Source organism: Komagataeibacter nataicola, assembly GCF_003207795.1.
GTDB classification, from domain to species: Bacteria; Pseudomonadota; Alphaproteobacteria; order Acetobacterales; family Acetobacteraceae; genus Komagataeibacter; species Komagataeibacter nataicola.
The window spans coordinates 70628-95980 of record NZ_NIRT01000008.1 but is presented as its reverse complement, the minus strand read 5'-3'; the positions used below and the strand labels follow the sequence as shown (position 1 = coordinate 95980).

The 25353-nt window shown below is 62.1% G+C and carries 29 protein-coding genes and 1 pseudogene; 20 read left to right on the top strand and 10 right to left on the bottom strand.

The window, feature by feature from the left end:
• Positions 1–99 precede the first annotated feature (99 nt).
• The 10 genes from purB to CDI09_RS06535 all read left to right on the top strand — a co-directional run bounded on the left by purB (position 100) and on the right by CDI09_RS06535 (position 7772).
• Positions 100–1452, top strand: a complete 1353-nt coding sequence (gene purB / locus CDI09_RS06580; protein ID WP_078524295.1) for an adenylosuccinate lyase — start codon at positions 100–102, stop codon at positions 1450–1452.
• 42 nt (positions 1453–1494) lie between these two features.
• Positions 1495–2235 (top strand): NRDE family protein, encoded by a 741-nt coding sequence (locus CDI09_RS06575; protein WP_078524294.1) that lies wholly within the window; start codon positions 1495–1497, stop codon positions 2233–2235.
• A 136-nt stretch (positions 2236–2371) separates the two neighbouring features.
• Complete coding sequence (gene purC, locus CDI09_RS06570) at positions 2372–3136, top strand: phosphoribosylaminoimidazolesuccinocarboxamide synthase (protein WP_061274201.1); 765 nt, start codon at positions 2372–2374, stop codon at positions 3134–3136.
• The gene (gene purS, locus CDI09_RS06565; RefSeq protein ID WP_078524292.1) at positions 3133–3375 is read left to right on the top strand and encodes a phosphoribosylformylglycinamidine synthase subunit PurS; all 243 of its coding nucleotides are present in this window, start codon (positions 3133–3135) and stop codon (positions 3373–3375) included. The genes purC and purS overlap by 4 nt, the downstream gene beginning before the upstream one ends.
• Positions 3372–3755 (top strand): Rap1a/Tai family immunity protein, encoded by a 384-nt coding sequence (locus CDI09_RS06560; protein WP_078524290.1) that lies wholly within the window; start codon positions 3372–3374, stop codon positions 3753–3755. The genes purS and CDI09_RS06560 overlap by 4 nt, the downstream gene beginning before the upstream one ends.
• Positions 3752–4456, top strand: a complete 705-nt coding sequence (purQ, locus tag CDI09_RS06555) for a phosphoribosylformylglycinamidine synthase subunit PurQ (protein ID WP_078524289.1) — start codon at positions 3752–3754, stop codon at positions 4454–4456. The genes CDI09_RS06560 and purQ overlap by 4 nt, the downstream gene beginning before the upstream one ends.
• Entirely contained in the window at positions 4453–6663 is a 2211-nt protein-coding gene (purL, locus tag CDI09_RS06550) for a phosphoribosylformylglycinamidine synthase subunit PurL (protein ID WP_078524287.1), read from the top strand. Before purQ ends, purL begins: the two co-directional genes overlap by 4 nt.
• 19 nt (positions 6664–6682) lie before the next feature.
• Positions 6683–6916 carry a BolA family protein gene (locus tag CDI09_RS06545; RefSeq protein ID WP_078524285.1) on the top strand — a complete coding sequence of 78 codons (234 nt, stop codon included), beginning with the start codon at positions 6683–6685 and terminating at the stop codon, positions 6914–6916.
• 43 nt (positions 6917–6959) lie between these two features.
• The gene (grxD, locus tag CDI09_RS06540; protein WP_078524283.1) at positions 6960–7295 is read left to right on the top strand and encodes a Grx4 family monothiol glutaredoxin; all 336 of its coding nucleotides are present in this window, start codon (positions 6960–6962) and stop codon (positions 7293–7295) included.
• A 141-nt stretch (positions 7296–7436) separates the two neighbouring features.
• Positions 7437–7772, top strand: a complete 336-nt coding sequence (locus tag CDI09_RS06535) for a hypothetical protein (protein ID WP_205836664.1) — start codon at positions 7437–7439, stop codon at positions 7770–7772.
• Between the two features lie 163 nt (positions 7773–7935).
• On the opposite strand, the gene CDI09_RS06530 is transcribed toward CDI09_RS06535, so the two are convergent.
• A complete protein-coding gene (locus tag CDI09_RS06530; RefSeq protein WP_205836663.1) occupies positions 7936–8328 on the bottom strand; it encodes a YraN family protein in 393 nt (130 codons plus the stop codon).
• A 277-nt stretch (positions 8329–8605) separates the two neighbouring features.
• Here CDI09_RS06530 and cls point away from each other — a divergent pair, with 277 nt between their 5' ends.
• Positions 8606–10024, top strand: a complete 1419-nt coding sequence (gene cls / locus CDI09_RS06525; protein WP_078524280.1) for a cardiolipin synthase — start codon at positions 8606–8608, stop codon at positions 10022–10024.
• Here the strand turns inward: cls and CDI09_RS06520 are convergent.
• On the bottom strand, positions 10015–10728 hold the full coding sequence (locus CDI09_RS06520; RefSeq protein WP_078524278.1) for an endonuclease/exonuclease/phosphatase family protein: 714 nt from the start codon (positions 10726–10728) through the stop codon (positions 10015–10017). The two genes, cls and CDI09_RS06520, sit on opposite strands and share 10 nt — an antisense overlap.
• Positions 10725–11801, bottom strand: coding sequence for an AI-2E family transporter (locus CDI09_RS06515; RefSeq protein ID WP_078524276.1), 1077 nt, complete (start codon positions 11799–11801; stop codon positions 10725–10727). Before CDI09_RS06515 ends, CDI09_RS06520 begins: the two co-directional genes overlap by 4 nt.
• 119 nt (positions 11802–11920) lie before the next feature.
• On the opposite strand from CDI09_RS06515, the gene CDI09_RS06510 reads away from it, so the two are divergent.
• The 4 genes from CDI09_RS06510 (at position 11921) to CDI09_RS06495 (ending at position 15609) form a co-directional block, all read left to right on the top strand.
• Positions 11921–12772 carry a sulfurtransferase gene (locus tag CDI09_RS06510; RefSeq protein ID WP_078524275.1) on the top strand — a complete coding sequence of 284 codons (852 nt, stop codon included), beginning with the start codon at positions 11921–11923 and terminating at the stop codon, positions 12770–12772.
• 15 nt (positions 12773–12787) lie between these two features.
• The gene (gene metC / locus CDI09_RS06505; RefSeq protein ID WP_078524273.1) at positions 12788–14047 is read left to right on the top strand and encodes a cystathionine beta-lyase; all 1260 of its coding nucleotides are present in this window, start codon (positions 12788–12790) and stop codon (positions 14045–14047) included.
• Between the two features lie 128 nt (positions 14048–14175).
• Positions 14176–15210, top strand: a complete 1035-nt coding sequence (gene adhP, locus CDI09_RS06500) for an alcohol dehydrogenase AdhP (protein ID WP_078524271.1) — start codon at positions 14176–14178, stop codon at positions 15208–15210.
• Positions 15211–15312: 102 nt separating this feature from the next.
• Positions 15313–15609, top strand: coding sequence for a hypothetical protein (locus CDI09_RS06495; protein WP_078524270.1), 297 nt, complete (start codon positions 15313–15315; stop codon positions 15607–15609).
• Positions 15610–16098: 489 nt separating this feature from the next.
• Here the strand turns inward: CDI09_RS06495 and CDI09_RS06490 are convergent, their stop codons facing one another.
• Positions 16099–16569 carry a hypothetical protein gene (locus tag CDI09_RS06490; protein WP_078527647.1) on the bottom strand — a complete coding sequence of 157 codons (471 nt, stop codon included), beginning with the start codon at positions 16567–16569 and terminating at the stop codon, positions 16099–16101.
• 81 nt (positions 16570–16650) lie between these two features.
• Positions 16651–16839 carry a hypothetical protein gene (locus tag CDI09_RS06485; protein WP_078527645.1) on the bottom strand — a complete coding sequence of 63 codons (189 nt, stop codon included), beginning with the start codon at positions 16837–16839 and terminating at the stop codon, positions 16651–16653.
• Positions 16840–17038: 199 nt separating this feature from the next.
• On the opposite strand from CDI09_RS06485, the gene CDI09_RS06480 reads away from it, so the two are divergent.
• Positions 17039–17347, top strand: a complete 309-nt coding sequence (locus CDI09_RS06480; protein WP_078527644.1) for a hypothetical protein — start codon at positions 17039–17041, stop codon at positions 17345–17347.
• 19 nt (positions 17348–17366) lie between these two features.
• Here CDI09_RS06480 and CDI09_RS06475 read toward each other — a convergent pair whose 3' ends face one another.
• Positions 17367–18695: a DUF6056 family protein gene (locus CDI09_RS06475; protein ID WP_078524268.1), complete on the bottom strand. Its 1329-nt coding sequence runs from the start codon at positions 18693–18695 to the stop codon at positions 17367–17369.
• A gap of 191 nt (positions 18696–18886) precedes the next feature.
• Here CDI09_RS06475 and CDI09_RS06470 point away from each other — a divergent pair, with 191 nt between their 5' ends.
• A complete protein-coding gene (locus CDI09_RS06470) occupies positions 18887–20305 on the top strand; it encodes a sugar porter family MFS transporter (protein ID WP_078524266.1) in 1419 nt (472 codons plus the stop codon).
• Here the strand turns inward: CDI09_RS06470 and trhA are convergent.
• Positions 20302–20979 (bottom strand): PAQR family membrane homeostasis protein TrhA, encoded by a 678-nt coding sequence (gene trhA, locus CDI09_RS06465; protein ID WP_078524264.1) that lies wholly within the window; start codon positions 20977–20979, stop codon positions 20302–20304. The two genes, CDI09_RS06470 and trhA, sit on opposite strands and share 4 nt — an antisense overlap.
• 285 nt (positions 20980–21264) lie before the next feature.
• Between trhA and CDI09_RS06460 the strand changes: the two genes are divergently transcribed.
• Positions 21265–21480, top strand: a complete 216-nt coding sequence (locus CDI09_RS06460) for a hypothetical protein (RefSeq protein ID WP_078524263.1) — start codon at positions 21265–21267, stop codon at positions 21478–21480.
• Positions 21481–21558: 78 nt separating this feature from the next.
• Here CDI09_RS06460 and CDI09_RS06455 read toward each other — a convergent pair whose 3' ends face one another.
• Positions 21559–21810 (bottom strand): hypothetical protein, encoded by a 252-nt coding sequence (locus CDI09_RS06455; protein WP_078524261.1) that lies wholly within the window; start codon positions 21808–21810, stop codon positions 21559–21561.
• Positions 21811–21950: 140 nt separating this feature from the next.
• On the opposite strand from CDI09_RS06455, the gene CDI09_RS06450 reads away from it, so the two are divergent.
• Positions 21951–23195 carry a DUF2075 domain-containing protein gene (locus tag CDI09_RS06450; RefSeq protein WP_078524260.1) on the top strand — a complete coding sequence of 415 codons (1245 nt, stop codon included), beginning with the start codon at positions 21951–21953 and terminating at the stop codon, positions 23193–23195.
• A gap of 2 nt (positions 23196–23197) precedes the next feature.
• Here the strand turns inward: CDI09_RS06450 and CDI09_RS06445 are convergent, their stop codons facing one another.
• Together CDI09_RS06445 and CDI09_RS06440 are read right to left on the bottom strand one after the other, a co-directional pair.
• Positions 23198–23437 (bottom strand): hypothetical protein, encoded by a 240-nt coding sequence (locus CDI09_RS06445; RefSeq protein WP_205836662.1) that lies wholly within the window; start codon positions 23435–23437, stop codon positions 23198–23200.
• 119 nt (positions 23438–23556) lie between these two features.
• On the bottom strand, positions 23557–23745 hold the full coding sequence (locus CDI09_RS06440; RefSeq protein WP_078524257.1) for a CsbD family protein: 189 nt from the start codon (positions 23743–23745) through the stop codon (positions 23557–23559).
• Positions 23746–24134: 389 nt separating this feature from the next.
• On the opposite strand from CDI09_RS06440, the pseudogene CDI09_RS06435 reads away from it, so the two are divergent.
• A pseudogene (locus CDI09_RS06435) lies at positions 24135–24941 on the top strand (IS5 family transposase).
• Positions 24942–25353: the final 412 nt, after the last annotated feature.

The window sequence follows — 25353 nt, the reverse complement described above, 5'->3', positions numbered from 1 at the left end:
GAAAGTGGCGTGAATATAAGGGAGACGCACGCGCCAGAATTGGCTAGGAAGGCGGCCTGATCCTGATTGTGTCGCTTTGAGCCAAGGAAGCCCGAGAACATGGTACCGCGCTATACCCGCCCCGTCATGGCCGCCATCTGGTCCCCCGAGAACCGTTACCGCATCTGGTTCGAGATCGAGGCCCTCGCCTGTGAGGCGATGGCGCAATACGGCGCGATTCCAGCCGAGGCCGCCAGGACCATCCGCGAAAAGGGCGATGCCGCCATGGCCGCCTTCTCGCAGGCCGATCTGGACCGCATTGACGAGATCGAGGCCGAAACCCGCCACGATGTCATCGCCTTCCTGACCTGGCTGGCTGAAAAGGTGGGCCCGGACAGCCGCTTCGTGCATCTGGGCATGACGTCGTCGGATGTGCTCGACACCTGCCTGTCGGTGCAGATGGTGCAGGCGACCGACCTGCTCCTGCAGGATGTCGATGCCGTGCTGGCCGCACTCAAGCGCCGTGCGTTCGAGCACAAATATACGCTCACCATCGGCCGCAGCCACGCCATCCACGCCGAGCCAACCTCGTTTGGCCTGAAGATCGCGGGCCATTATGCCGAGTTCGCCCGCAACCGCGAGCGCCTGGTCCGCGCGCGTGAGGAAATTGCCGTCTGCGCCATCTCGGGCGCCGTGGGCACCTACGCCCATATCGATCCCCGCGTTGAAGATTATGTGGCCAAGAAGCTGGGTCTGAAGCCCGAGGACGTGTCCACCCAGGTCATTCCGCGTGACCGGCATGCGGCCTATTTCTGCGCGCTTGCGGTCATTGCCAGCGGCATCGAGCGGCTGGCTACCGAAGTGCGCCACCTCCAGCGCTCGGAAGTGCGCGAGGCGGAAGAGTTCTTCCACAAGGGGCAGAAGGGTTCGTCTGCCATGCCGCACAAGCGCAACCCCGTGCTGTCGGAAAACCTGACCGGACTGGCCCGCCTCGTGCGTTCGCATGTCATTCCCGCGCTGGAGAACGTGGCGCTGTGGCATGAGCGTGACATCAGCCACTCCTCCGTCGAGCGCAACATCTGCCCCGATGGCACGATCGGCCTCGACTTCGCGCTCATGCGCCTTGCGGGCATGATGGAAAAGCTGGTGGTCTATCCGGACCAGATGCAGGCCAATATCGAGAGCCTTGGCGGCGTGGTGCATTCGGGCGAAGTGCTGCTGGCCCTTGCGCGTGCGGGCATCCTGCGGGAGGATGCGTACCGCATCGTCCAGCGCAACGCCATGGAAACATGGACGAAGCTGGGCCACAAGGATGGAAAGACCTTCCGCGAGAACCTTGCCGCCGACCCCGAGGTTGCAGGCCGGGTGCCGGCGGAAGTGCTTGATGCGGCGATGGACAGCAATGCCCATCTGGGCAAGATCGACCACACCTTTACCCGCGTGTTTGGTGAGGCGGGCCCCGCACGGAGCTGATGCACCGTGCCCTGACGGAAAACAGCAGCAGGATATCGAGGCGTGTGCACAGTCGTCATTTCCCACGATCCGGATCAGGACTGGCCGCTGCTCATGGCGGCCAACCGTGACGAACGCCTCGACCGGCCCTGGCTGCCGCCGGGGCGGCACTGGCCCGATCAGCCCAGCGTCACCGGCGGGCAGGACCAGGTGGCCGGTGGCTCCTGGCTCACGCTCAATGATGCGGGGGTCGTGGCAGGCATCATGAACCGCGTGGGCAGCCTTGGCCCCATGCCGGGCAAGAACTCGCGGGGCGCGCTGCCGCTGCTGGCAGGCAGGTTTGATACAGCCCGCGCGGCGGTGGAGCACATCGCCACCATCGATGCAGGGGCATGGCGCTCGTTCAACATGATCGTGGCGGACCGGACGGATGCGTTCTTCATCCGTGGCCCCGGCTATGGCCAGCCGCAGGTCGAACCGCTTGCACCCGGCGTGCACATGGTCGCCACCACCGACCCCGATGACATGGGCATGCCGCGCATTGCCCGGCACCTGCCGCGCTTTCAGGCCGCAACCCGCCCGGTGCCGCCGGAATGGACGGCCTGGACCACGCTGCTTGCCGACCGTTCGCTGCCTGCGGGCAGCGAACTCAACATTCCGCCGCGCTCGGGCTTTGGCACATGCAGTTCATCGGCCATCGGGGTGGCAATCGATGCCCGCCGGTCATGGTTCTTTGCCGCAGGCGCCCCCGACCGCGTGGGCTACCGGCCCATCGACCTCGGGGCGTCACAGCCACGGGCTTAAGGTAAATATGGTATCTTCCCGCCCGGAACGCTGCTATGGCATGCGGACCATTGGGGATCATGCCGCAAACAGATCCTGCAGATCAGGGGAGGGGCCGCTCCCGGCCCGTCCCCACAGCGTTATGTGAAGGACGAGTATGGGCCGCCGCCGCCAGCTTTACGAAGGAAAAGCCAAAATCCTTTTCGAGGGGCCCGAGCCGGGCACGCTCGTGCAGTATTTCAAGGATGACGCCAGCGCCGGCAATGGCGCGAAAAAGGGCATCATCACCGGCAAGGGGGTGCTGAACAACCGTATCAGCGAACACCTCATGCTGCGCCTGCACGATATCGGGATTCCCACCCATTTCATCCGCCGTCTCAACATGCGCGAGCAGTTGATCCGCGAAGTCGAGATCATTCCGCTTGAGGTCGTGGTGCGCAACGTGGCGGCGGGTTCGCTGTCCAAGCGGCTGGGCATTCAGGAAGGCACGCGCCTGCCGCGCCCCATCATCGAGTTCTATTACAAGAACGATGCCCTGAACGACCCGATGGTGAGCGAGGAGCACATCACCGCGTTTGGCTGGGCCTGCCCGCACGATATGGAAGACATCGTGGCGCTGAGCATGCGCGTGAATGACTTCCTGTGCGGCCTGTTCATGGGCATCGGCATCATCCTTGTCGATTTCAAGCTGGAATTCGGCCGCCTGTTCGAGGGCGACAACATGCGCATCGTTCTGGCGGATGAAATCTCGCCCGATAACTGCCGCCTGTGGGATGCCAAGACCAGCGAGAAGCTGGACAAGGACCGTTTCCGCAAGGACATGGGCAAGGTTGAAGAAGCTTATCAGGAAGTCGCGATGCGCCTGGGCATCCTGCCCGAGGCCACGAATTCCGACATGAAGGGACCGGAGGTAATGCAATGAAGGTGCGCGTGACCGTCATGCTGAAGGAAGGCGTGCTCGACCCGCAGGGCAAGGCCGTGGAACATGCGCTGCATGTGCTCGATTTTGGCAATGTGGGCGAGGTGCGCATTGGCCGCGTGATCGAGCTTGAGGTTGACGAGACCGACCGCGAGCGCGCCCGCGCGCAGGCCGATGCCATGGCGCGCGCCCTGCTGGCCAATCTCGTGATCGAGGATTTCACCACGGAGGTCATTGGATGAAGATCGCCCGCCTTCTTGCCCTTGGCTGCGTCCTGGCCGTGGGTCTGCCCGCGGCCCATGCGTCCGCCCAGCGCGTCTCGCGCCTTGATGGCGCGCGTCTTGGCTCGCTGTGCACCAAGCCCGCAGGCACCGGCATCTGTGATGCCTATATCTCCGGCATTGCGGATTCGGTAACGCTTGCGCACCTGTTCGAACGCAATGCGGAAAAGGACAGCAAGGACGTTCCGGCCTTCTGCATCGCATCCGCTACGCCCACGGCGGACATGCGCGGCAAGGTCGTAAGCTGGATGAAGGACCACCGCGACGACCTGAGCCGCCCGGCGGGCGAGGTCGTGTTCACGGCGCTGCATGAATCCTATCCCTGCGGCGGCGGCAAATGAAGGCGGCGATTGTAGTTTTTCCCGGAACCAACCGGGAGCGTGACATGGCGATCGCGCTGCGTGGCGTGAGCGGGCATGCTCCGGCCATGGTCTGGCACCGTGATACGGCCCTGCCCGAGGGGCTGGACCTTGTGGTGCTGCCCGGCGGCTTCAGCTACGGCGATTACCTGCGCTGCGGCGCCATGGCGGCGCATGCGCCGATCATGGCGGCCATCCGCGATTTCGCGGCCAGGGGCGGCCATATCCTGGGCGTGTGCAACGGCTTCCAGATCCTGACCGAAACGCAGCTCCTGCCCGGCGCGCTGCTGCGCAACGCGGCGCTGCGCTTCCTGTCGCAGGACTGCTGGCTGCGCGTGGAGCGCAACGACACGCCGTTTACCCGCCACTGGGCAAAAGGCGACGTGTACCGCACCCCCATGGCGCATGGCGATGGCAATTACATTGCCGAGGCCGAGACCATCCGCATGCTGGAGGATACCGGTCGCGTGGCCTTCCGCTACGTGGCGGAGAATGGCCGGCTGGATGCAGGCGACCCGCAGCTCAACCCCAATGGCTCGATGAACGCCATTGCCGGTGTGTTCAGCGAGAACCTGCGCATCTGCGGCATGATGCCCCACCCGGAGGATCTGGTTGATCCGCTGATGGGCGGCGAGGATGGCAAACCCCTGTTTACGGGACTTGTGGAGGCTCTGGTCGGATGAGTGCAAAGGCACAACGCACCGTTGATGAGGCACTGGCGCGCGAATTCGGCCTGACGGCGGAAGAATACGGCAATGTCCTGTCCATCATGGGCCGCACGCCCAGCTTTACGGAACTGGGCATCTTCTCGGTGATGTGGTCCGAGCACTGCTCGTACAAGTCATCACGCGCCTATCTCAAGACCCTGCCCACCACGGCGCCGTGGGTCATTCATGGCCCTGGCGAGAATGCGGGCGTGGTTGATATCGGGAACGGTCTGGCTGCCATCTTCAAGATGGAGAGCCACAACCACCCCTCCTTCATCGAGCCCTATCAGGGCGCTGCCACCGGCGTAGGCGGCATCCTGCGTGATGTGTTCACCATGGGCGCGCGCCCGGTGGCCAACCTCAACGCCCTGCGTTTTGGCGACCCCAACAACCCGCAGACCCGCCGCATCGTTGATGGCGTGGTGCGCGGCGTGGGCGGCTACGGCAACTGCGTGGGCGTGCCCACCGTGGGCGGCGAGATCAACTTCCACCCCGCCTATGACGGCAACCCGCTGGTCAATGCCATGACCGTGGGCGTGGCGCGGCAGGACCGCATTTTCCTGTCGGCTGCGGCAGGTGTTGGCAACCCGGTGATCTATGTCGGCTCCAGGACGGGGCGCGACGGCATCCATGGGGCCACCATGTCGTCGTCGGAGTTTGACGAGGATGCGCTGGCCAAGCGCCCGACCGTGCAGGTGGGCGACCCGTTTGTTGAAAAGCTGCTGATCGAGGCCTGTCTTGAACTGATGGCCACCGACGCCATCGTGGCCATTCAGGACATGGGGGCGGCTGGCCTGACCTCTTCCGCTGTCGAGATGGCGGGCAAGGGCGGCGTTGGCATCGACCTTGACCTTGATAACGTGCCCCAGCGCGAGCGTGGCATGACGGCGTATGAAATGATGCTGTCCGAGAGTCAGGAGCGCATGCTGATCGTGCTGCGCCCCGACCGCACCGAGCAGGCCCGCGCCATTTTTGACAAGTGGGAACTCGACTTTGCCGTCATCGGCCATCTGACCGATACCGGCAATATCGTCATCCGCCACAAGGGCGCGGTCGAGGCCGAGATTCCGCTGGCCCCGCTGGCCGATCAGGCCCCGGTCTATCATCGCCCCACGGCGCCCGCGCAGAAGCCGCAGCCGATGGAGCCGATCATCGACCCCGTGGGCGTGGAACAGGCGCTGATCCGGTTGATCGGCTGTCCGGACCTTGCCTCGCGTGCATGGGTTTACAACCAGTATGACAGCACGGTTGGCGGCCAGACGGTGCGCAGGCCGGGGGCTGCCGATGCCGCGATCATCAAGGTCGAGGATACGGAAATCGGCCTGGCGCTGACCACGGACTGCACGCCGCGCTACTGCCGCGCCAACGCGAAGCTCGGCGGCGCGCAGGCCGTGGCCGAAGCATGGCGCAACATCACGGCCACGGGCGCGCGCCCGCTTGCGGTGACCGACAACCTCAACTTCGGCTCGCCTGAAAAGCCGGAGGTGATGGGCCAGTTCGTCGATGCCATTGCTGGCATGGGTGAGGCGTGCCGCGCGCTCGACTTCCCGGTCGTGAGCGGCAATGTCTCGCTGTATAACGAGACGCGGGCACCCGATGGCACATCGCAGTCCATCCTGCCCACACCTGCCATTGGCGGGCTTGGCGTGCTGGAGAACGTGCGCCAGGCGGTCGGGCTGGAAATGCCCGAGGGCTGCGATGTCATGCTGCTAGGTGAGACGAAGGGCCAGTTGGGCCAGTCGATCTGGCTGCGCGAGATCCTTGGCGCGCAGGACGGCGAGCCGCCTGAACTCGATCTGGCCGCCGAACGGCGCAATGGCGATTTCGTGCGCGGTCTGATCCTTGATGGCACGATTGTCGCCTGTCACGATGTGGCTGATGGCGGCGTGCTTGTGGCCGTGACCGAGATGGTCATGGCGGGGCAGGCGGGCTGCGTGCTTGACGCCCCGCAATCCGGCATGCGCCCCGAGGCCTTCTGGTTTGGCGAGGACCAGTCGCGTTACATCGTGGCCGTGCGTGACGGGCAGGCGCTCGCAACACTTGCGGCAAAGGCAGGGGTGCCATGCCGCAGGCTGGGCCGTTCGGGCGGCGAGGGTTTGACATTGCCCAGCGGGTCCACAATATCCAAGGCGCGTCTGCTCGCGGTGCATTCCGAATTCTTTCCGCGACTGATGGACCGATAGGGCAGGAGTTTAAAGCCACATGGCAATGACGGCACAGGAAATCGAGACCTACATCCGCACGGCCCTGCCGGATGCGAAGATCACGATTGATGATCTGGCGGGCGATGGCGACCACTATGCCTGCCGCGTGGTGAGCGAGGCCTTCCGCGGCCTGCCCCGCGTGCGGCAGCACCAGCTGGTCTATGACGCGTTGCAGGGGCACATGGGCGGCAAGCTGCATGCCCTGGCGCTGCAGACCCAGACGCCCGACTGACCCCAGAAGCGATATCCTTACCCCCAAAGCAGGAAACAAGATTATGGCCGAAACAATCGCACAGCGCATTCAGGCGCAGATCGATGCCAACCCCGTCATGCTCTACATGAAGGGTGATGCCAACTTCCCGCAGTGCGGCTTCTCCGCACGCGTGGTGCAGGTGCTCAAGCACCTTGGCGTGCCCTTCAAGACCGAGAACGTGCTGGCTGACGCCGAGCTGCGCCAGGGCATCAAGGACTTCTCGAACTGGCCCACCGTGCCGCAGCTTTACGTCAAGGGCGAGTTCATTGGCGGCTGCGACATCGTGACCGAAATGTACCAGACCGGTGAGCTTGAAAAGCTCCTGACCGAGAAGGGCATCGCCACCGCCGCCGCCTGACCGGGCGGCCCGAAGGCAGTAAAAACGGCGGGCGGAGCAGAAATGTTCCGCCCGTTCTGTATTTGGGGCATAACATCACTTGCGTCATGCCATCGCTTTCGCCTAGCTTTCCCCTGCATTTGAAAAAAACGAGGGGGCCTGATGCGCTACATCGACTTGCGTTCTGCTACAATGCTGCTGCTTGGCGCAGGTCTGATTGGAAGCATCGCCACCCCCGCCCATGCCCGCACCCATGCGGTTACCGAGAGCGAGGCCGACCGGCTCACGCTTGGTGCGCTGATCGCGCCCCCGCCGCCGGTGCGCCATGTGGCCTATCATCATGCAGCGGGCAGGGGGCATGCCGCCCCGGTGGTGTTGGCGGCGCATCATGGCGCTCCCGCCCATACGCAGCACGCGATGGTGCATACCATCGTCTATCACCCGCATGGCAGCGTACCCCACCATATCCATCCGGCGCCTGTTCGCCATCGCACCTGAGAGCGGGTTTTAGAGTCTGTTTGAAAAGTCAGGCTCAATAATATCCTGAAATTATGAAATTTGTTGGTGAAGCTTTTTCTAAAAAGCTTCAGAAGACGCCGCCTTTTTTAAGGCGGCATTTTTTGTGGTGACGGGGCTGCCATTTCCAACGGCATGGTCGGGGTCAGTACTGCCTGAAGGCGTCAGGTATCCATTCAATGACATCACCCGGCAGCACCGCGCATACATCAAGGCGCATGCTGTCATAGGTCCAGTGCGGATTGGCGGCGCAGAGCGCCTGGGCCGCATTCATGATGCGCGTGGCCTGCGCGGGCCGGATCGATTCGCCCACTGCCAGCAGGGAAGGGCGGGCCTTGACCTCGATAAAGGCGAGGCAGCCCGCGCGCAGGGCCACGATATCAACTTCCCCCCACCGCGTGCGGGCGCGGTGCAGCAGCACCTGCCAGCCTTTGGCCCGTAGATCGGCCATGGCGGCATGTTCCGCCGCCAGGCCATCGGCAAAGGCGCGCCGGCCACGGCGCTGGCGATGAAGGGCAGGCGGACGTGCTGTTGTCATGCCCTGTTTGTACAGGTTTTCTGAAACGCCAGTCCAGCTACAGGAGAGTGTCTGAAAACACATCATTGGTACAAAATGAAAAATGTCCGGGTGTCGCTTTTTTGACAAAAGGCGACAGATGAAAACTTTTATTATTATTTATCAACAGGTTGATTGAAAAATAATATCTGCCCACAGGGGCGTGGCTGTGTAAAACCCGGCGGGTAGGATAAGAGCATGTGGGCGCAGACCCCTTTCAGCCTCAGGGCATGACCGGGCTGGAGCAGGATGAGGTGAAATGATCTTTTATTCCCTGACCATATGGGATCTGGCCCTGCTTGTGCTGCGGCTTTCCTTTCTTGTGCCGGTCGTGATTCATGTGCTCCTGACCAAGCGTGATGTCGGGGCCTCGATTGGCTGGATTGGCGTGACCGTGCTCATGCCGCTTACGGGCGGCATCCTCTATCTCATGTTCGGCATCAATCGCGTGCACCGGCGTGCCCGGCGCATGGCGGGGCAGCACCCGTGGCGCAGCCGCACCATGTCCTCGCAGTGGCGGTGCGATGAGAAGGGGGCCTTCGCCCCGCTGGGCTCCATGGTGGGCAAGCTGACTGGCCGCCCGCTGCTCGGCGGCAACGCCATCGAGCCGATGCATGATGGTGATACGGTCTATCCGCGCATGCTGGCCGCCATCAACGCGGCTGAGCGCAGCGTGCTGCTGTGCTCCTACATCTTCCGCGCCGACAGCATTGGCCGCCAGTTCTGTGATGCACTGGCCGCAGCCCACGAGCGGGGGGTGCAGGTGCGCGTTCTGGTCGATGGCGTGGGGTCGGGTTACTTCAATTGCGGGGTGGCCCGCATCCTGCGGCATGCGGGCGTGCCGGTGGGGCAGTTCATGCATTCCATGCTGCCGTGGCGCATGCCCTTCATCAACATGCGCGACCACAAGAAGATTCTGGTGGTCGACGGACTGACCGGCTTCATGGGTGGGCTGAACATCGGGGAGGAAAACATCGCCGCCTCCCACCCCGCGCATCCGGTATCCGACACGCATTTCGAGCTCAGGGGCCCGATCGTGCACCAGCTTAGCGAGGCCTTCGCGCGGGACTGGGCCTTTACCATGAACGAGGAACTGACGGCGGACATCTTCTTCCCCCCCCAGCCCAGCTGTGGCGAAACGCCCAGCCGCATCGTCACCGCAGGGCCGGACATGGATCTGGAAAAGATCGAGTACACCATGCTCCAGGCCTTCACCATGGCGCGGCACAGCATCCGGCTCATGACGCCGTATTTCCTGCCTGATGACCGGTTCCTCACCGAACTGGAACTGGCCTCGCTGCGCGGCATCGAGGTGGATATCGTGGTGCCCGCGCACAGCAACCATACATTGCTGGACTGGGCGCGGGCGGCCAACCTGCCACGCTTTCTGGATTCAGGATGCCGGATCTGGATGGCGCGGCCGCCCTTTAACCATTCCAAGCTCATGGTGGTGGACCGGCACTGGTCGTTCGTGGGCAGTTCCAACCTCGACGTGCGCAGCCTGCGCCTGAACTTCGAGATCAATCTCGAAACCTATGACGCCGCGCTTGCGGGCTCGCTTGATGCGTTCATCGCCAGCCACCGCCACATCAGGCTCACGCACCATGATCTCGACCGCCGCCCGTTCGTGCGCAAGCTGCGCGATGCGGCAGCGCGCCTGATGTTGCCCTACCTGTAGGCGCGACTGCCCGAGGGGCGCAGCGTGACCGATATGGGCCGGTGGTCGGAGGCATAGTTCTCGATCACATGCCGCTCGGTGCAGGTCAGGCCACGCACCAGGCAGCGGTCGAGGCGTATGGGCAGCATGTCAGCCATGCGGTGGGTGGGCGCGCGTGGCCCCACATCATGAAAATGGCGGATCAGTGCCGGGCCAACCTGGTTGAAATCGCCCAATATGGCGGCCTGATGCGGCAGTAGCTGCACAATGCGGCGCAACTGGCGGCGGTTGAGCAGCTGCCCGTGTGAAAGATGCACGTTGGCCACCACAAGCGACCGGCATTCGATCACCTGCGCCACCCGGCGGATGAGCGTGCCAGCGGGCAGGGTGCAGGTCAGCGGCTGGCGGTGATAGGGCCAGGGGCTCCAGCATGCCAGCCCGTGAATGCGCCCGGGCAGGGGCGAGCGGGCATAGTGGCCGCCAATCAGGGTGGGCAAGGTGTCGATTTCCACCGTGGCCTCCTGCATGAGCAGCAGGTCCGGGCGCTCGGCGTGGATCAGGTTGATCACATCGCGCACCGTGGCGCCAATGCGGCGCAGCAGGTTCCAGCTAATGACCTTGACCCCATCCCCCTCACGCGCGGGCGGGGTCAGGTCCAGCCGGGGCGGGGCGCCGTGGCGCGGCTGGACGGAAGGCAGGCGGAGATAGGGGCGGGCAAGGGTCATGGTTCGATAAACGGCTCGCGGATGTCATCAGGAACGGGATTGCGGCTGCGGGCGTCACCCGCCGCGAATTCGGCCGTGAGCGTATAGCCCACGCCAATCAGCACGGGACCGAGGAAGATGCCCAGCCCCCCGAAGGTCAGCACCCCGCCCAGCACGCCCAGCACCGTCAGCAGGTAGGGCATCTGCGCGCCACGGGCGATGAACATGGGGCGGATGATGTGATCGGCGCCCGATACGATGATGGTGCCATACAGCAGCAGGAAGATGCCCCAGCCGGGATGGTGGGTGATGAGCAGGAACACGGAAGCCGGAATCCAGATCAGTGGCGCGCCGATGGGCAGCACCGCCACGAAGGCGGTAACGGCGCCAAGCAGCACCGGGCTGGAAATGCCTGCGATGGCGAAGCCGATTCCGGTCAGGATGCCCTGGATGATGGCCGTGCCCAGAATGCCGTAGACCGTGCCGCGTATCGTGCGGCCCACAATGCCCAGTATGCGGTCGGCATATACGCCAGCAATGCGCCTGACCACGGCCACGAACGTGTCGCCCAGCGCATCACCACCCAGCCAGAAGAAGAAGGAAATGAACAGCGCCATCGCCAGATGCGCCAGCCCGCTGGCAAGCTGCATCATGGCGCTGAGCACCGACTGCCCGATGCGCCCGGCATAGGGGCGCACGACCTGGTCTATGCTGCCGACATCGACCGACCATTTCTGCCATTTTTCAACAATTTCAGGCCCGAAATGCGGAATATGGGCAATGCGCGCGGGCAGCGGCGGCAGGTGCAGCGCGCCGATGGCGTTGACCATGTACTGCAAGGTTGCGGGCACATCGGCAATGCTGCTCGACACCACGATGGCCAGCGGCACCACCAGCACCAGCGCGCAGAGCAGCGTCATGACCAGGGCCGCGGGCAGCAGCGACATGCGCGCGCGCAGCCGCATGAACACCGGCCAGGTGGAAAAGGTCAGGATCGCGGCCCAGAGCAGGGCGGTAAGGAACGGATAGAGGATGAGAACGCAGCCAAATGCGATCCCCCCCAGCATCAACCCCATCATGATACGTTCGACCATATCGGTGGCCTATCTCCTCCTGCCATGAAACGAAAGACAAATGTTCAGCACTTCCGCTCCCGTGCTGTATGCTGCACCTTATTGTCGAACACGCAATTCCTTGAAGACCGGGAGAAGGTATGCATCCGCTGATCTCAGCCACTGATCTGGCACAGGCCATCCAGCATGGTGGTGATATTCTTGTGCTTGATGCCTCCATGGCTCTGCCGGGGCAGGCCTTCGACCCGCAGCAACGCTTTGCCAACGCGCATATAACCGGTGCGGTGCGCTTTGATATCGATACTTTTTCCGATCCGGAGTCTCCCCTGCCGCATACCATTCCCGGGCAGGCCCGCTTCAGCCGCCTGGCCACCGAGCGCGGCATGGCCAATACCAGGCGCATCGTGTTCTATGATCAGGACGGCATGGCCTGCGCCGCACGCGCATGGTGGCTGACGCGGCTGTTCGGCCATGAAAACGTGCAGGTGCTCGAAGGCGGCCTGCCCGCATGGAAAAGCGCGGGCCTGCCGCTTGAAAGCGGACCGGACCTGACCACGCCGGCCCCCTTCGTCAGCCGCCCGCGCTATGACCGGCTGCACGGTACGGGTGATGTGCTCGACATCGTGCACGGGCGCATACCCGGCCTGATCCTTGATGCCCGCAGCCACGGCCGCTTTGAAGGACGTGACCCCGAGCCGCGCGCAGGCATCGAATCCGGGCACATGCCCGGCGCGCGCAGCCTGCCTTATGGCGAACTGCTTGATGATAATGGCCGCTTTCTGCCCGTTGAGGCGCTGAAGGCGAAATTCGAGACGCTGGGCGTGACCGACACCACCACCGTTACCTGCTCGTGCGGCAGCGGCATGACCGCGTGCATGATTGCGCTCGCACTGGTCTGCGCACAGGTGGGGGCAGGCGAGCCCGTGGTGTATGACGGCTCATGGGCGGAATGGGCCTCGACGCCGGATGCGCCCATCGTGTGTGGCGCGTAAGGGCGGACGGGTAGCATGACCGATCCGATGGCCCTTGTGCCAGCAGACCTGCTTGAACGCGTGGTGCGCGGCTGGCGCGAGCTCTCGCCCCGGCTTGTGCCCCTTGGCCGTGACACGCCGCAGGGGGCGAAGGGCGTATTCGTCAATCCGCCTGCCGACCGGGGTTCCACCGTGCTGTTCTCCAGTGTCGGAGCGATGGAGCAGGCGGGGCAGGGGCGCTATGGGGATGAACTGATCTATGGCGCCATGGGCACGCCCATTGGCCACCGGCTGGAGCAGGCCATTGCAACCATCGAGGGCGGCACGCACGCGCAGCTCGTGCCCTCGGGGCTGGCGGCGTGCGCGTTGCCGTTCCTGGCCTATGCGCAGGCGGGCGAGCACTGCCTGCTGTCTGATTCCGTCTATGGCCCGACCCGCCGCTTTGCCGAGAAGGTACTGCGCCGCTTCGGCGTGGAGATCACCTACTTCCCCCCCACCGCGACCGAGGCCGAACTGCGTGGCCTGATACAGCCCAATACCCGCATCATCTTTGCCGAAAGCCCCGGCAGCCATTCGTTCGAGGTGCAGGACGTGCCGATGCTGGGCCGCCTTGCGGCTGAAACCGGCGCGCGCCTGATCGTGGATAACACATGGGGTATCGGCCTGTTCAGCCCGTTCGCCCACGGGGCGCATGTGTCAGTGCAGGCGCTGACCAAATACCCGTCAGGCCATTCCGATACCATTATCGGCGCGGTAACGGTGGCCCGCGAGGCCGACTGGCGCCCCCTGCGTGATGCCGCCATCCAGGCAGGGCAGGTAGCAGGCCCCGATGACTGCGCGCTGACCCTGCGCGGCCTGCGCACCATGGGCGTACGTCAGGCGCAGCAGGCCGCAACTGCCCTGGCCGTGGCGCTGTGGCTGCAGGGGCGGCCCGAGGTGGCGCGCGTGCTGCACCCGGCCCTGCCATCGTGCCCCGGCCATGAATACTGGCAGCGCGATTTCACCGGTGCGTCCTCGCTGTTTGGCGTGGTGTTTGACGCGGCTTTCACCACGGATGACATGGTGGCGATGATCGACGGGCTTTCCCTGTTCGGCATCGGGGCCTCATGGGGTGGATATGAAAGCCTGATCCTGCCGACCACGGGTGGTATTTCGCGCCAGTGCCCCTCCGTTACGCAGGCCGGGCCGACCTGCCGACTGCATATCGGGCTCGAAGCGGGCGAGGCGCTGGTGGCTGATCTGGCCCGTGGGCTTGATGGCATGTCTGCTGCCCGCCACCGGCACGGGCCAGCCTGATGCAGATCAAGGCTGATCTGCCGCCCTGGTGAAAGAGTCACATCCCGGATGCCGCCCTGCCCAGACCGGGCCGGGGGCGGCAAGGTGCAATACCGGCCCGTTCAGGGCAGTGAAACTGAAGGTGCAAGATGGTTGGCAAGATGAAGGCAGCGGTAGTGCGGGAATTCGGCAAGCCGCTGACGATCGAGGAACTCGATATTCCGCAGATCAACGCAAACCAGATTCTGGTCAAGGTTGATGCCTGCGGCGTCTGCCATACCGATCTGCACGCCGCGCGCGGCGACTGGCCCACCAAGCCCAATCCCCCTTTCATTCCCGGCCATGAAGGAATTGGCCATGTGGTCGAGGTTGGCAGTAACGTCAACTGGATCAAAACCGGTGACGTGGTGGGCGTGCCGTGGCTGTATTCCGCCTGCGGGCATTGCGAGCACTGCCTGGGCGGGTGGGAGACGCTGTGTGAAAAACAGGAGGATACCGGCTATTCGGTCAATGGCTGCTTTGCCGAATATGTGGTGGCCGACCCCAATTACGTCGCCCACCTGCCCAAAGACATTGATCCCATCAAGACCGCTCCGGTGCTGTGCGCGGGCCTGACCGTGTACAAGGGCCTGAAGATGACCGATACGCGGGCAGGGGAATGGGTGGCCATTTCCGGCGCGGGCGGGCTTGGGCAGATGGCCATCCAGTATGCCGTGGCCATGGGGCTGAACGTGGCGGCCGTTGACATCAGCGATGAAAAACTGGCCGAGGCCCGCAAACTTGGCGCGCGCGTGACCGTCAATGCGCTGAAGGAAGATCCGGTCGCCATCATCCGTGCCCAGACGGGGGGCACGCACGGCGTGCTGGTCACGGCAGTGTCGGACAAGGCCTTCAGCCAGGCCGTGGGCTATGCGCGGCGCGGCGGCACGGTGGTGCTCAACGGCCTGCCGCCGGGTGACTTCCCGCTTTCCATCTTTGACATGGTCATGAACGGCACCACGGTGCGCGGCTCGATCGTGGGCACGCGCCTCGACATGATCGAGGCGATGTCCTTTTTCACCGATGGCAAGGTGACCACCGTGGTCAGCTCCGACCGGCTGGAAAACATCAACACCATTTTCGATAATCTCGAGCATGGGCGCGTGCAGGGGCGCGTGGTGCTCGACTTCCGCAACGAGGTGTAAGGCAACCCGGACCGTTTTGGGGCGTTTGGTTCAGTGACAGGGCATGGTGGCCAGCAATGGCCTCATGCCGCAACAGGAAACGAACGGATAGGTAAGAGCACCATGAAAAAGACAGTGATTGCGGCAGTGCTGTGTGCAACCGGCCTGAACGTGGCGACGCTTGCGCCAGCACTGGCTGATTCGTGCGATGGCGTAACCGATCATGCGGAATGCGAGGTGCGGCTCAAGGCGCAGGACACCAAGGAAGGCACGCGCCATACGGCGCACAAGGCGCATAGAAAAGCCAAGAAAGAAACCGATAGCGCCAAGGACTGGGGCGACCGCACTGGCAAGAAGCTGGATAACTGGGGGCATGACACCAAGGGTGACATGAGCCAGTTCTTTACGGGTCACCGTTAAGGCGCGTGTTTGAAACAACGCATTGATAAAATTTTCTGGATGCCGCCTTTTTCAAAAGGCGGCATTTCTTATAAGTCAGTATTGATACATCAGTCTGACCTGTCCATGCCTTCGCGTTTTACAGGAAAAGAAACCGACACCTATTGACGGGACCGAGAAACCAACATCATCTATTTTTGTTTCGATGCCATTTTTATTCGGTTCATCATGAACAGCTTTCACGTTCAGGTTTAATTCAAATATATATAAAACAATACTTATAATTTCATAATAAATATATCTACGTATAGAATTTATAATGAATAAATCATCTATATAAATTAGATTCATGTTTTTTAAATATCTGTAAAATTCTGCTGTGGCGAATTTTCAGGATATCGGGGTGCCTGCGTTATTTTCTCAAAAGGGAAGAGTTCCATAATAATATTACTTTCTGCATTGTGTAAAATACAGGTCAAAACAGATCATTCATGCCCGATTGATCAGGAATTACGCGCCAAAGCGTTGTGTAAACACCTTGCCATTAAAACTATGCGTGCAGCAGGCGCATGTGGGTTTCAGGCTGTCCTCGTTTATTTCCGGCGCAACGAGGGACAGGATGCCATCCTCATCCACAAAAAGACCGCTGAAATAGGAATTTTCGTCCGCCCGGAAGTAAGCGCACCTGTCCGCCTCGCAGGTTGCGACCATCCAGAATATTGGCGCGGTGCCGTCCAGCCTTGCACAGGCTTCCCTGAATACATCGTCCCATCTCTGCCCAACGCGTGATAATAAAAACCGGAACAGCGGCGTATAATCGCGCCCATGCTGCTGGCCACCATGCATGGAAGCCTGCAGGGAGGGGTTGTTCAGGGCTTTTTTTGTGTGCCGGTCCCAACTGAATTTTTGGCCTGAACCATGTTTTACGCCCCGCGTCCGGGTATTGACCTTTCTGTAAAGCGGTCTGGGCGTTCCGCGCATCTGCACCTCGTGGCTGAAGGTATATGAAAAAAGGGGAGGCGTTGCGCACGCCTCCCCCTGCTGGTCTGAATACAACCGCGCTTACGAGTGGTGGTGATCAGCCGCCTCATGCTCCCGCCAGCCGCTTTCAATCGCGTGCAGGAAAGTCTTGAAATGCTTCTTCACCTCATCGGGCGAGGCCTTTTCCATCACGTCCTTCTTGGCGGCCGTAAGGGTGGCGGCAGCGTGAATCAGGGCTGCGTGGATGACGTCAGTCGGTTCTTTGCTCATGGAATTCTCTCCGTTACGTGATGCGTCACGATGGAATAGGACCTCCGCGCTGGCAACCTTGCCCCCTGCATGACAGCCGTTCCCTCCCGGACCCTTGATTTGGTGCGTGGCCATCACGGGGGCCGTGTCGTTTGTGGCGGGGAACTTCATGTCCGCCCTTCCGTTGCCCTGTTCACACACAGAACAGATGGAATATCCGATGTTTTCAAGGTTTACCGCACTTGCCCTTGCCACCACGGCGGCTCTCGCCCTGCCGGTTGCAGCCCGCGCCGAGCCGGGCGGCTGCGTCAAGGGCGCCGTGGCTGGCGGGGTTGCCGGGCATTTTATCGGCAGCGGTCACGGCAAGGGCGGTGCCGCGGCAGGCTGTGCCGCAGGCATGGTGCGCCGGCACAATGCCCGCAAGGCGGAGCGCGAAGGGGCGCAGCAGCAGAACCAGCAGCCCGAGGGCGGCCAGCCCGGTGGCAATGGCGCGCCGCCACCCTCGCCCACCAATGGCAGCAGCGAATAACGCCGCACGCAATGCGCCGTCAGGGTACGGCCCTGACGGAGGACGCCCCCATGGCCCACGCGTAACACATGGTCAGCTGGTTGCGCGGGTTGGGGTTGATGCCGACGAATATGATGTCCTTGTGCACATAAAGCAGCTTGTGCCGTGGCCCCATGGTCACCTGATGCAGCACGACCGGCTGGTCGTGCGCGACCTGCGCGCGCGTGCTCACCTGCCAGTCATGGCTGATGCGGGCCAGCATTGTCAGGTCGGGTATGACAATGGCCAGATGCATGACCGCAAGCCCCGTGCAGGTCACGGCCATGACCCGGCTGAGCACAGGCCCCACCGGGCATGAAAACAGCAGGCAGGCCAGATAGCACACCAGAAAGACACTGGCAGGATAGGACACGCGGGCGGCCAGTGCCTCACGCGGGTAGATGAACAGCAGCAGCATGTAGGCCAGCGCCAGTGCGGCAAACATCCACCCCCGCCCGCAGCGCAGGCAGGCGGGAAAATGTATCTGCCGCCTGCCCACAAACAGACCGATGCCAATCAGCAGCACGAAGGGCACCCAGAACGGGTCGAACAGGCTGCCCAGATTGCCAATCAGCCCATCAAGCCGGTCGAACGGCGAACTCGGGGTCATGACCCGCGCACGCACGTAATTACCCGGTGCAATGCCCAGCGTGAATGTGCCCAGCGCGTGGCTTGCCGCCAGCGCCCAGGGCACGGGGCGGCTGTTTTTCCACGCCCATGCGGCCCACCCCAGCAGGAATAGCGCCATCAGGAGCGAAATCGATTCCATGGCCGTGGCGATCAGGAACACCGCCCCGTACTGCGCCACGTTCAGGCGCGTGCGCCCCGCCAGCACCCGTGAGAGGATCCACATCTCGCCCGTAACCGCCCACAGATAGCCAATGGCGCCGGTTTTCCATAAGGCGACCTCGGCAATGGTGCGGGGCAGCCACCACAACATCAGAAAAACCAGCAGGCACTGCGCAAACCCGGTGCGTGCCGTGGGAATGAGCCCATGGCCCGCCGCGCGCCTGCACATATGCACAACCACATGCACCAGAAACACGAATATCCCTGCATTCACCACCGCGAATGCGGCCAGCGAGCCATAATGGTGCAGGTCGAGAATGAAAAAGGTGACGAGGGTGATGAACCACCGTCCGGTCCAGAAAAAATAGTTACCCCACACGATATGGAAGATCATGCGGGGGCTGAAGGGAATGGTGCGGCAGTAATCATCGGCCCAGAGCGGCGTGATCCAGTTGGCCCACAACAGGAATGCGAAGCACAGCCAAAGGGCCAGCTTTTCACCGGGCAGGAAGCGGGAAGCAGCGGGGGCTGGCACGGTCATGGGGTGGTATCTTTATTGCGGTGTGGGGCCTGCGTGCGTAACACGGCATGGCGCATACACGAAAATGATGACCCATAATGCACCCCGAGGCGGGGTTGTGTCATGGATCAGGGCCTGTTGCATCGCCTATGAAGGGAGGGTGAGCGACGTGGTCGATTTGGATCGCGCCGCAGCGCAGGGGATCAAGTCACGTGTCACAGCCCGTATCTTCGTCCATCGCCACGCCATGTCCTCCGCAGGCTTCGCCGCCCGGCGCCACGGGGGTGCGCGCAGCGTTGACCACTGCCATGGCGGGGCTGCTCGTAGGGCTTGATACCGGGCTGATTGCCGAGGCGCTGGGCTTTATTGGCCACGATTTTCACGCCAGCGCGCGCGCGCAGGAGTGGGTCGTGTCGGTGCTGATGATCGGCGCACTGCTCGGCTCGCTGGGGGCTGGAGTGTTCTCGCGCCGCTTTGGCCGCAGGCTGGCGCTGGGTGCGGCCACGCTGCTGATCGGGGCGGGCGCGCTGCTTTGCGCCACGGCCGGGCTGATCGGGCAGATTCTGCTCGGGCGGTTTCTGATCGGGGTGGCGATTGGCATCTGCACCTTTACCGCGCCGCTTTACATATCCGAACTGACAACGGGCAAGATGCGCGGCGCCATGGTCTCCACCTTTTCCATGCTCCAGTCCTGCGGCATCCTGCTGGGCTATCTGGCGGGTGGCCTGTTTGCGGGCGGAGGGCACTGGCGGCTGATGGTGGGGCTGCCGGTGGTGCCAGCCATGGCGCTGTTCGCCGCCTGCGCGCTGCTGCCTTCCAGCCCGTCTTGGCTGGCGGCCCGTGGGCGGTTTGAAGAAGCGCGCAAGGTGCTGCGCGACCTGCGTGGCGATGAAGCCGAGGCCGACCGGGAGCTTGACTGCATCCGCCACGAACTCGGCGCGGACAAGGCGGTTGGCGGCTTTGCCCTATTGCGCGCCAGACCCTATTTCCGCCGCTCGGTGGCGCTGGGCATCGGGCTTCAGGTCATGCAGCAGCTCACCGGCATCAACGTGGTCATGTATTACGCCCCCAAGATTCTGGAAGGCGCGCATTTTGGCACCACCGCCGCCGCATGGGCCACGGTGCTGGTCGGGCTGGTCAATGCCGTGGTGGGCGTGGGGGCCATCTTTATGGTCTCGCGCTGGGGGCGCAGGCCGCTGCTGGTGTCAAGCTGTATCATCATGGCCTGCGCGCTGGGCTGCGCCGCCGTTATTGAGGGGATGCACCTGCAGGGCCTGGGAGCCACGCTGAGCCTGGTGGCGGCCCTTCTGGTGTTTGTGGCGGGCTTTGGCATGGGGGCGGGACCGCTGGTATGGACCCTGTGCTCCGAGATCCAGCCCATTGCGGGGCGTGACTTTGGCGTGGCGTGTTCCACGCTGGCCAACTGGGGCATGGACTGGGCGGTGAGCAACACCTTCCTCACCATTGTCGGGGCAATGGGGGCGGGGTGGACCTTTGCCGGGTTCAGCCTGATGAATATCGGCTTCGTGCTGTTTACCGTGCTACTGGTGCCCGAGACGCGCGACGTACCGCTGGAGGTGATCGAGCAGCACCTCGAGGCAGGTCTCCCCCTGCGCCGCATCGGGCGCTAGAACCCGCGCATCGGCCCGTGGCTGTAGTGCAGCAGCATGCAGCCCACCGCCGTCATGTGCGTGCCTGCGCCCAGCACCACCATTACGTGCCATAGCACGTTGGAAAACGGCATGTTCTCACGCATGTAGAACACCACCCCTATGCTGAAGAAGAACAGCCCGAGCACGATGAGGAAGAAGGTCGGGCCGGGCAGCGTCCACACCTGCGGATCAGGACACAGGAAGAAAACCCACGCCACGCACAGGTAAGGCACGACATGAAACCGGCGTGACCAGGTGAAGAAGCACATCTTGGCCACGATGCCTGCCGCCGCCATGGCCCACAGCACCCCGCAGAACCACAGGCTGGCGCGCCCCTGCCCACCGAGCAGGATGAAGGGGGTGTAGGTTGCGGCAATGGCCACGAAGATGATGGACTGGTCAATGCGCTGCAACCCGCCCTTGAGGCGGCAGGGCGGGCAGAAATTATAGGCTGCCGATGACAGGCAGGTGCCCAGTATGCCGCCGCAGTACAGCATGGTCACACCCGCCGCGAGGCCCGAATGCGCCAGCATGGCCGTGCGCAGCAGCCACACGACGCCATAGCCAAGCCCCACGACGCCGATGATGTGGACCGCAAGGTCGGCCGCCCGTTCGGTTACGGAATAGATGGGAAAACGCGTACGGGTGCTCATGCGGCGGAATTACCCCTTATTTCTGCTGTGGTCCGGTCCTGTAGCGTGAATAAGTCTGTTTCCCCATATGCAGAAGCGTTCAGGCCTGCGTGAAGGCGGGCGAACCCGTGCCAGCATCCGCAAGCCCGGCCCGGGGCAGGCCTGCTGTCATAGCGTGCGGTTACGCGGCACGCAAAGTCGATCCCATGCCTTCAGGCCCGTGTGTTTAGGTCCATGCGGGCAGGGCTTGTGGGGCAGGGAGCCTGTGGGGCACAACGCCCCCAGATGACAGGGAGAAAGCGGGACATGGCCCGATTATGGCTGCTTGTCTGGGTGCTGATTGCGCTTGGGGTGGGGTATTTCGCGTGTGGACTGGCGTTCACGCCATGGCATGTCGCGGCCATGGTGCTGGCAGGTCTGGGCTGCTTCGTGCTGGTCTGGGGGCTGTTTCTGGGTGGCCTGATGCTGCTGGCCTATGTCAGCAGCCTGCTTGAGCGCACGGGCAGCAAGATGCGGTGGTAGGGGATGGCAGCCAGCAGCCTGTTCCGTACATAAAAAACAGGGGTTTCCCCCTGTTTTTCGTGATGGTGCGGAACCGCTTTAGCGCGCGGTGCGCTCGCCGGTCACATGGGCGCACAGGGCCTGGATTTCGGCTGCGGTCACGCCCTCGGGGTTGTGCTCGGCCTTTTTGGCGATCTCGTGCTCGGTGCCCGAGGCGCGGCCATGTTCCTTGGCGACATGCTGGGCGATGGCGATCACCTCTTCCTTCTGCAGCAGCTTGGGCTCTTTCAGGCCGCGGGCTGCGAGCTTGTGCATGTGTTCGCGGGCGGCGGCGGTGGGTTTGTCAGTCATGGTCCGGCTATCCTGTTAACGTGGCGCGCTGTATGCGCGTAAGGGCGTGTTATAACTTATGGCCTGCACGATCTCACGTCGTATTTTACATATCAGCCCTGTCCTGCCCGGTGCGGGCAGGGCCCTGACGGAAACTCCATATGCAAACGCCTGATTCCCCCACGCCCGACAGCGCCCTGACCCGCCTTGCCCCCACCATGGGGCTGACCGGCCCGCAGCAGGCGCTGATGGATGAAGTGCTGGCCTTCTGCCGCGCCCATGGCGCCGACGCGCATGCGCTGTTCATGATCGAGGGGGATGCGGGCACGGGCAAGAGCCTGCTGCTCAACACGCTGTTCACCGCCATCCAGCACGCGGCACGCGGGCGCGATGCAGACGACCCGCTTCATGGCAGCCATAACTGCCTGCTGGTGAACCATCCGGAAATGATCAAGCTGTACCGCAATATTTCCGAATCCCAGCCCTGCCTGCGCAAGAAGGATTTCGAGCGCCCGACCACATTCATCAACCACATGGCGGGGCGCGAGCAGCGTGCTGATATCGTGCTGGTGGATGAAGCCCATCTGCTCCTGACCCGCAGCGACCCCTATAACCGCTTCCGCCAGGACAACCAGCTGGCCGAGATCATCCGCCATGCGCGCATTGTGGTGATCGTGTTCGATGCAAGGCAGGTGCTCAAGTTCAAAAGCCTGTGGACCGATGAGCGCCTCCGCGCGCTCGTGGCGGGTTATCCGGTCGTGATCCGCAGGCTTGAGCAGCAGTTCCGCATGCACGCCCATGCGGATGTGATGGACTGGATCCGCGCCCTGCGTGATGGCGAACTGCGCGCGCTACCGGCACCGCAGTCCTTTGACTTTCGTATTTATGATGATGCGCAGGCTTTGTACGAGGCCATATGCCAGCGCAACGCGCAGTACGGGCTGTGCCGCATGCTGGCGACCTATGATTATCCCTACACCCTGAACGGGCGGGACCATTTCATTACCGAGGGGCGTTTTCACCTGCGCTGGGATCGCGCCATGCCGCAGGCCCGCCTGCCATGGGCGGAGCGGGCGGACACGATTGATGAGGTGGGTTCGGTCTATACCATTCAGGGTTTCGACCTGAATTATGCGGGCGTGATCCTTGGCCCATCCGTCACCTATGACCCGGCGACCGACCGGATCGTGATCGACCCCGCCCGCTACGAGGACCGCGCTGCCTTTACCGGGCGCGACGGGGTGGAGAACCCGCCTGCGGTCATGGCGCGGATTATCCTCAACTCCATCAACGTGCTCATGACGCGCGGGGTGAGGGGGCTTTATATCTATGCAAGCGATCCCCGCCTGCATGCACGGCTCAACGCCTTGTGGAACGCGCGGCAGGCTGTTCCCGCCGCGCCGTAGGGTTAACCCTTTTCGCCGAGGCGCTTGAGGTAGGGCAGGATTTCGGAGCCGGATTCAATGGCGTGGCCGAGAACAGTCTCGACAAGCGTGGCGAGGCCCTGCGCATCAAGCCGCGCGAGGATCACGCTCAGTTCATGCTTGTCGGCATCGGAAAGCTGGGGGGACTGGATGATGCGCCGTTCAATCGCCGCTTTCATGGCGTCGGTAGTGAAGGGCATGTCGATAATCTGGTCTTTGCTCATGGCCATAAATTTCCTGCATGGATAAAGGAACAGGCCATGGTACGGGTTGCCGGTTTTCCGGCAACCACCCTGCACGCGATGCGGTTATGCGTTTGCTATTACAGGTATCTGGCAGGTTTTCAGCCCTGTTCGGACTGTTCCATGCTGGCCATGCGGTGCAGGCGCGCGGTTTGCGAAAAGCCACGCATTTCCTGTGCGATGCCCTGACGCTCCAGCCGCCGCAGGCCTGTGGCATAGCCAATTTCCTGCTTGAGCTGGCCGAGCAGCATGTTGGTGCGACCGCGGAGCATCGTCTTGAAACGATCCATGTCACATCTCCCCAAAAAGATTTATAGAGCAATGCTGCGTTATACGCATGCCAGATAACAACACGGCGCATGGAGGAATGCAACGCTTAATGCATACCTGACAGACATTTAATGCATGAATGGTGGGGAATGCATGCGGTTTGGCTTGTGCGAAGGCCTATGGGCCGGGTTGTGGTAGAGGCAATGAAATTAAAAAAACAGACCGTAGAAAACATGATTTAGTGGCTACGACACGAGAGATTTTTTGCACAGCATGTCAGCGTAGACGCATAAAAAATGGCGGATACTAACGTGGAACTGCGGTCTTGTTTGAGTGTCTGACCGAAAATGAGTTGAGTGATTTCAGTTGGTTTTAATTCATGGGTTTGCGAGAACCTGATGAGATCTGGATGGTCTGGACTGAAATGACCCGCGCGCAGTATCAAAGGGACGACCTGGAATATGCAAGCGACCTTCGCGATGCAGGGTGGGCGCTGATTGCGCTTTTGATGCCCGAGAAGAAACGACTGGGCAGACCATGACGTACGGATTTGCGCCGGGCGATGGAGGCGATCCTCCATATCGTCACGACCGGCTGCCAATGGCGGCGGTTGCCTCGTCACTGCTATTTCTACCGTTGGATCCGCGAGGGACGATGGGAAGCGATGAACCCTATTCTCGTGATCCTGTCGCGTGAGCAGGACGGGCGAGACGCCACGCCTTCGGTAGGCATTATTGACAGCCAGTCGGTTAAAACTGCTGAAAACGGCGGTCCACGCGGTTATGACGCGGGCAAGAAGATCAGGGGCCGCAAGCGGCAAATCACAACCGACACGCTGGGTCATGTCGTGGCGGCTGTCGTGCATCCTGCCGACGTTCCGGATCGTGATGATGCGCCGCTGGTAGCAACCAGAATACGTTCATTATTCTCCTGACTTCGCCATCTGATCGGTGACGGTGGATATGCTGGCGAGAAGTTGCGTGGCGCGCTGGCTGAACTCGGCCGATGGACGATCGAAATCGTCAGGCGTAGCGATCAGGCCGAAGGCTTCGTCCTCCTACCGAAACGCTGGATCGTGGAGCGCAGCTTTGCATGGCTCGGACGCTGCCGCCTCCTCCCGAAGGATGTCGAGGCAACAATCTCGTCATCCCACGCGTGGTTGATGATTGCCCGTATCCGCAGAGTTTTGCAAAAAATCAATCAAACTGCTTTCTGATTCAGGCTATTGGAGTAGCAGAACGATGGACTTAAAACACCAGACATTTGACCGCATGTCCATACGCCGCACCCTGATGCCATCTTGGTACAATCTGCCGTCAATTTGCACTTTCAACCCAGTAAGTGTGTCAGGGTGTTCAATCGTGGCAGGCCATCCATAACAGGAAAAATAAGCCTGAAAAGTTCATACATGCATACGATTTGTGTGTTATTTGAACGGTTGCTTCTTTTATTGTTTCGACAAGTATTAGGTGTTGTGTTTTTTTTGGCTCAATTTGCCTGTTTTTCCAATTAATTTCTAACTGGAATCAACGTATAAGCAGTCATACTGCCACAAAATTCATCAGCCTCAGCAGGCTGCTTGCCCTACTCTATTGGTCAGACTTATTGTACAGGCAGTATTTTTTGAA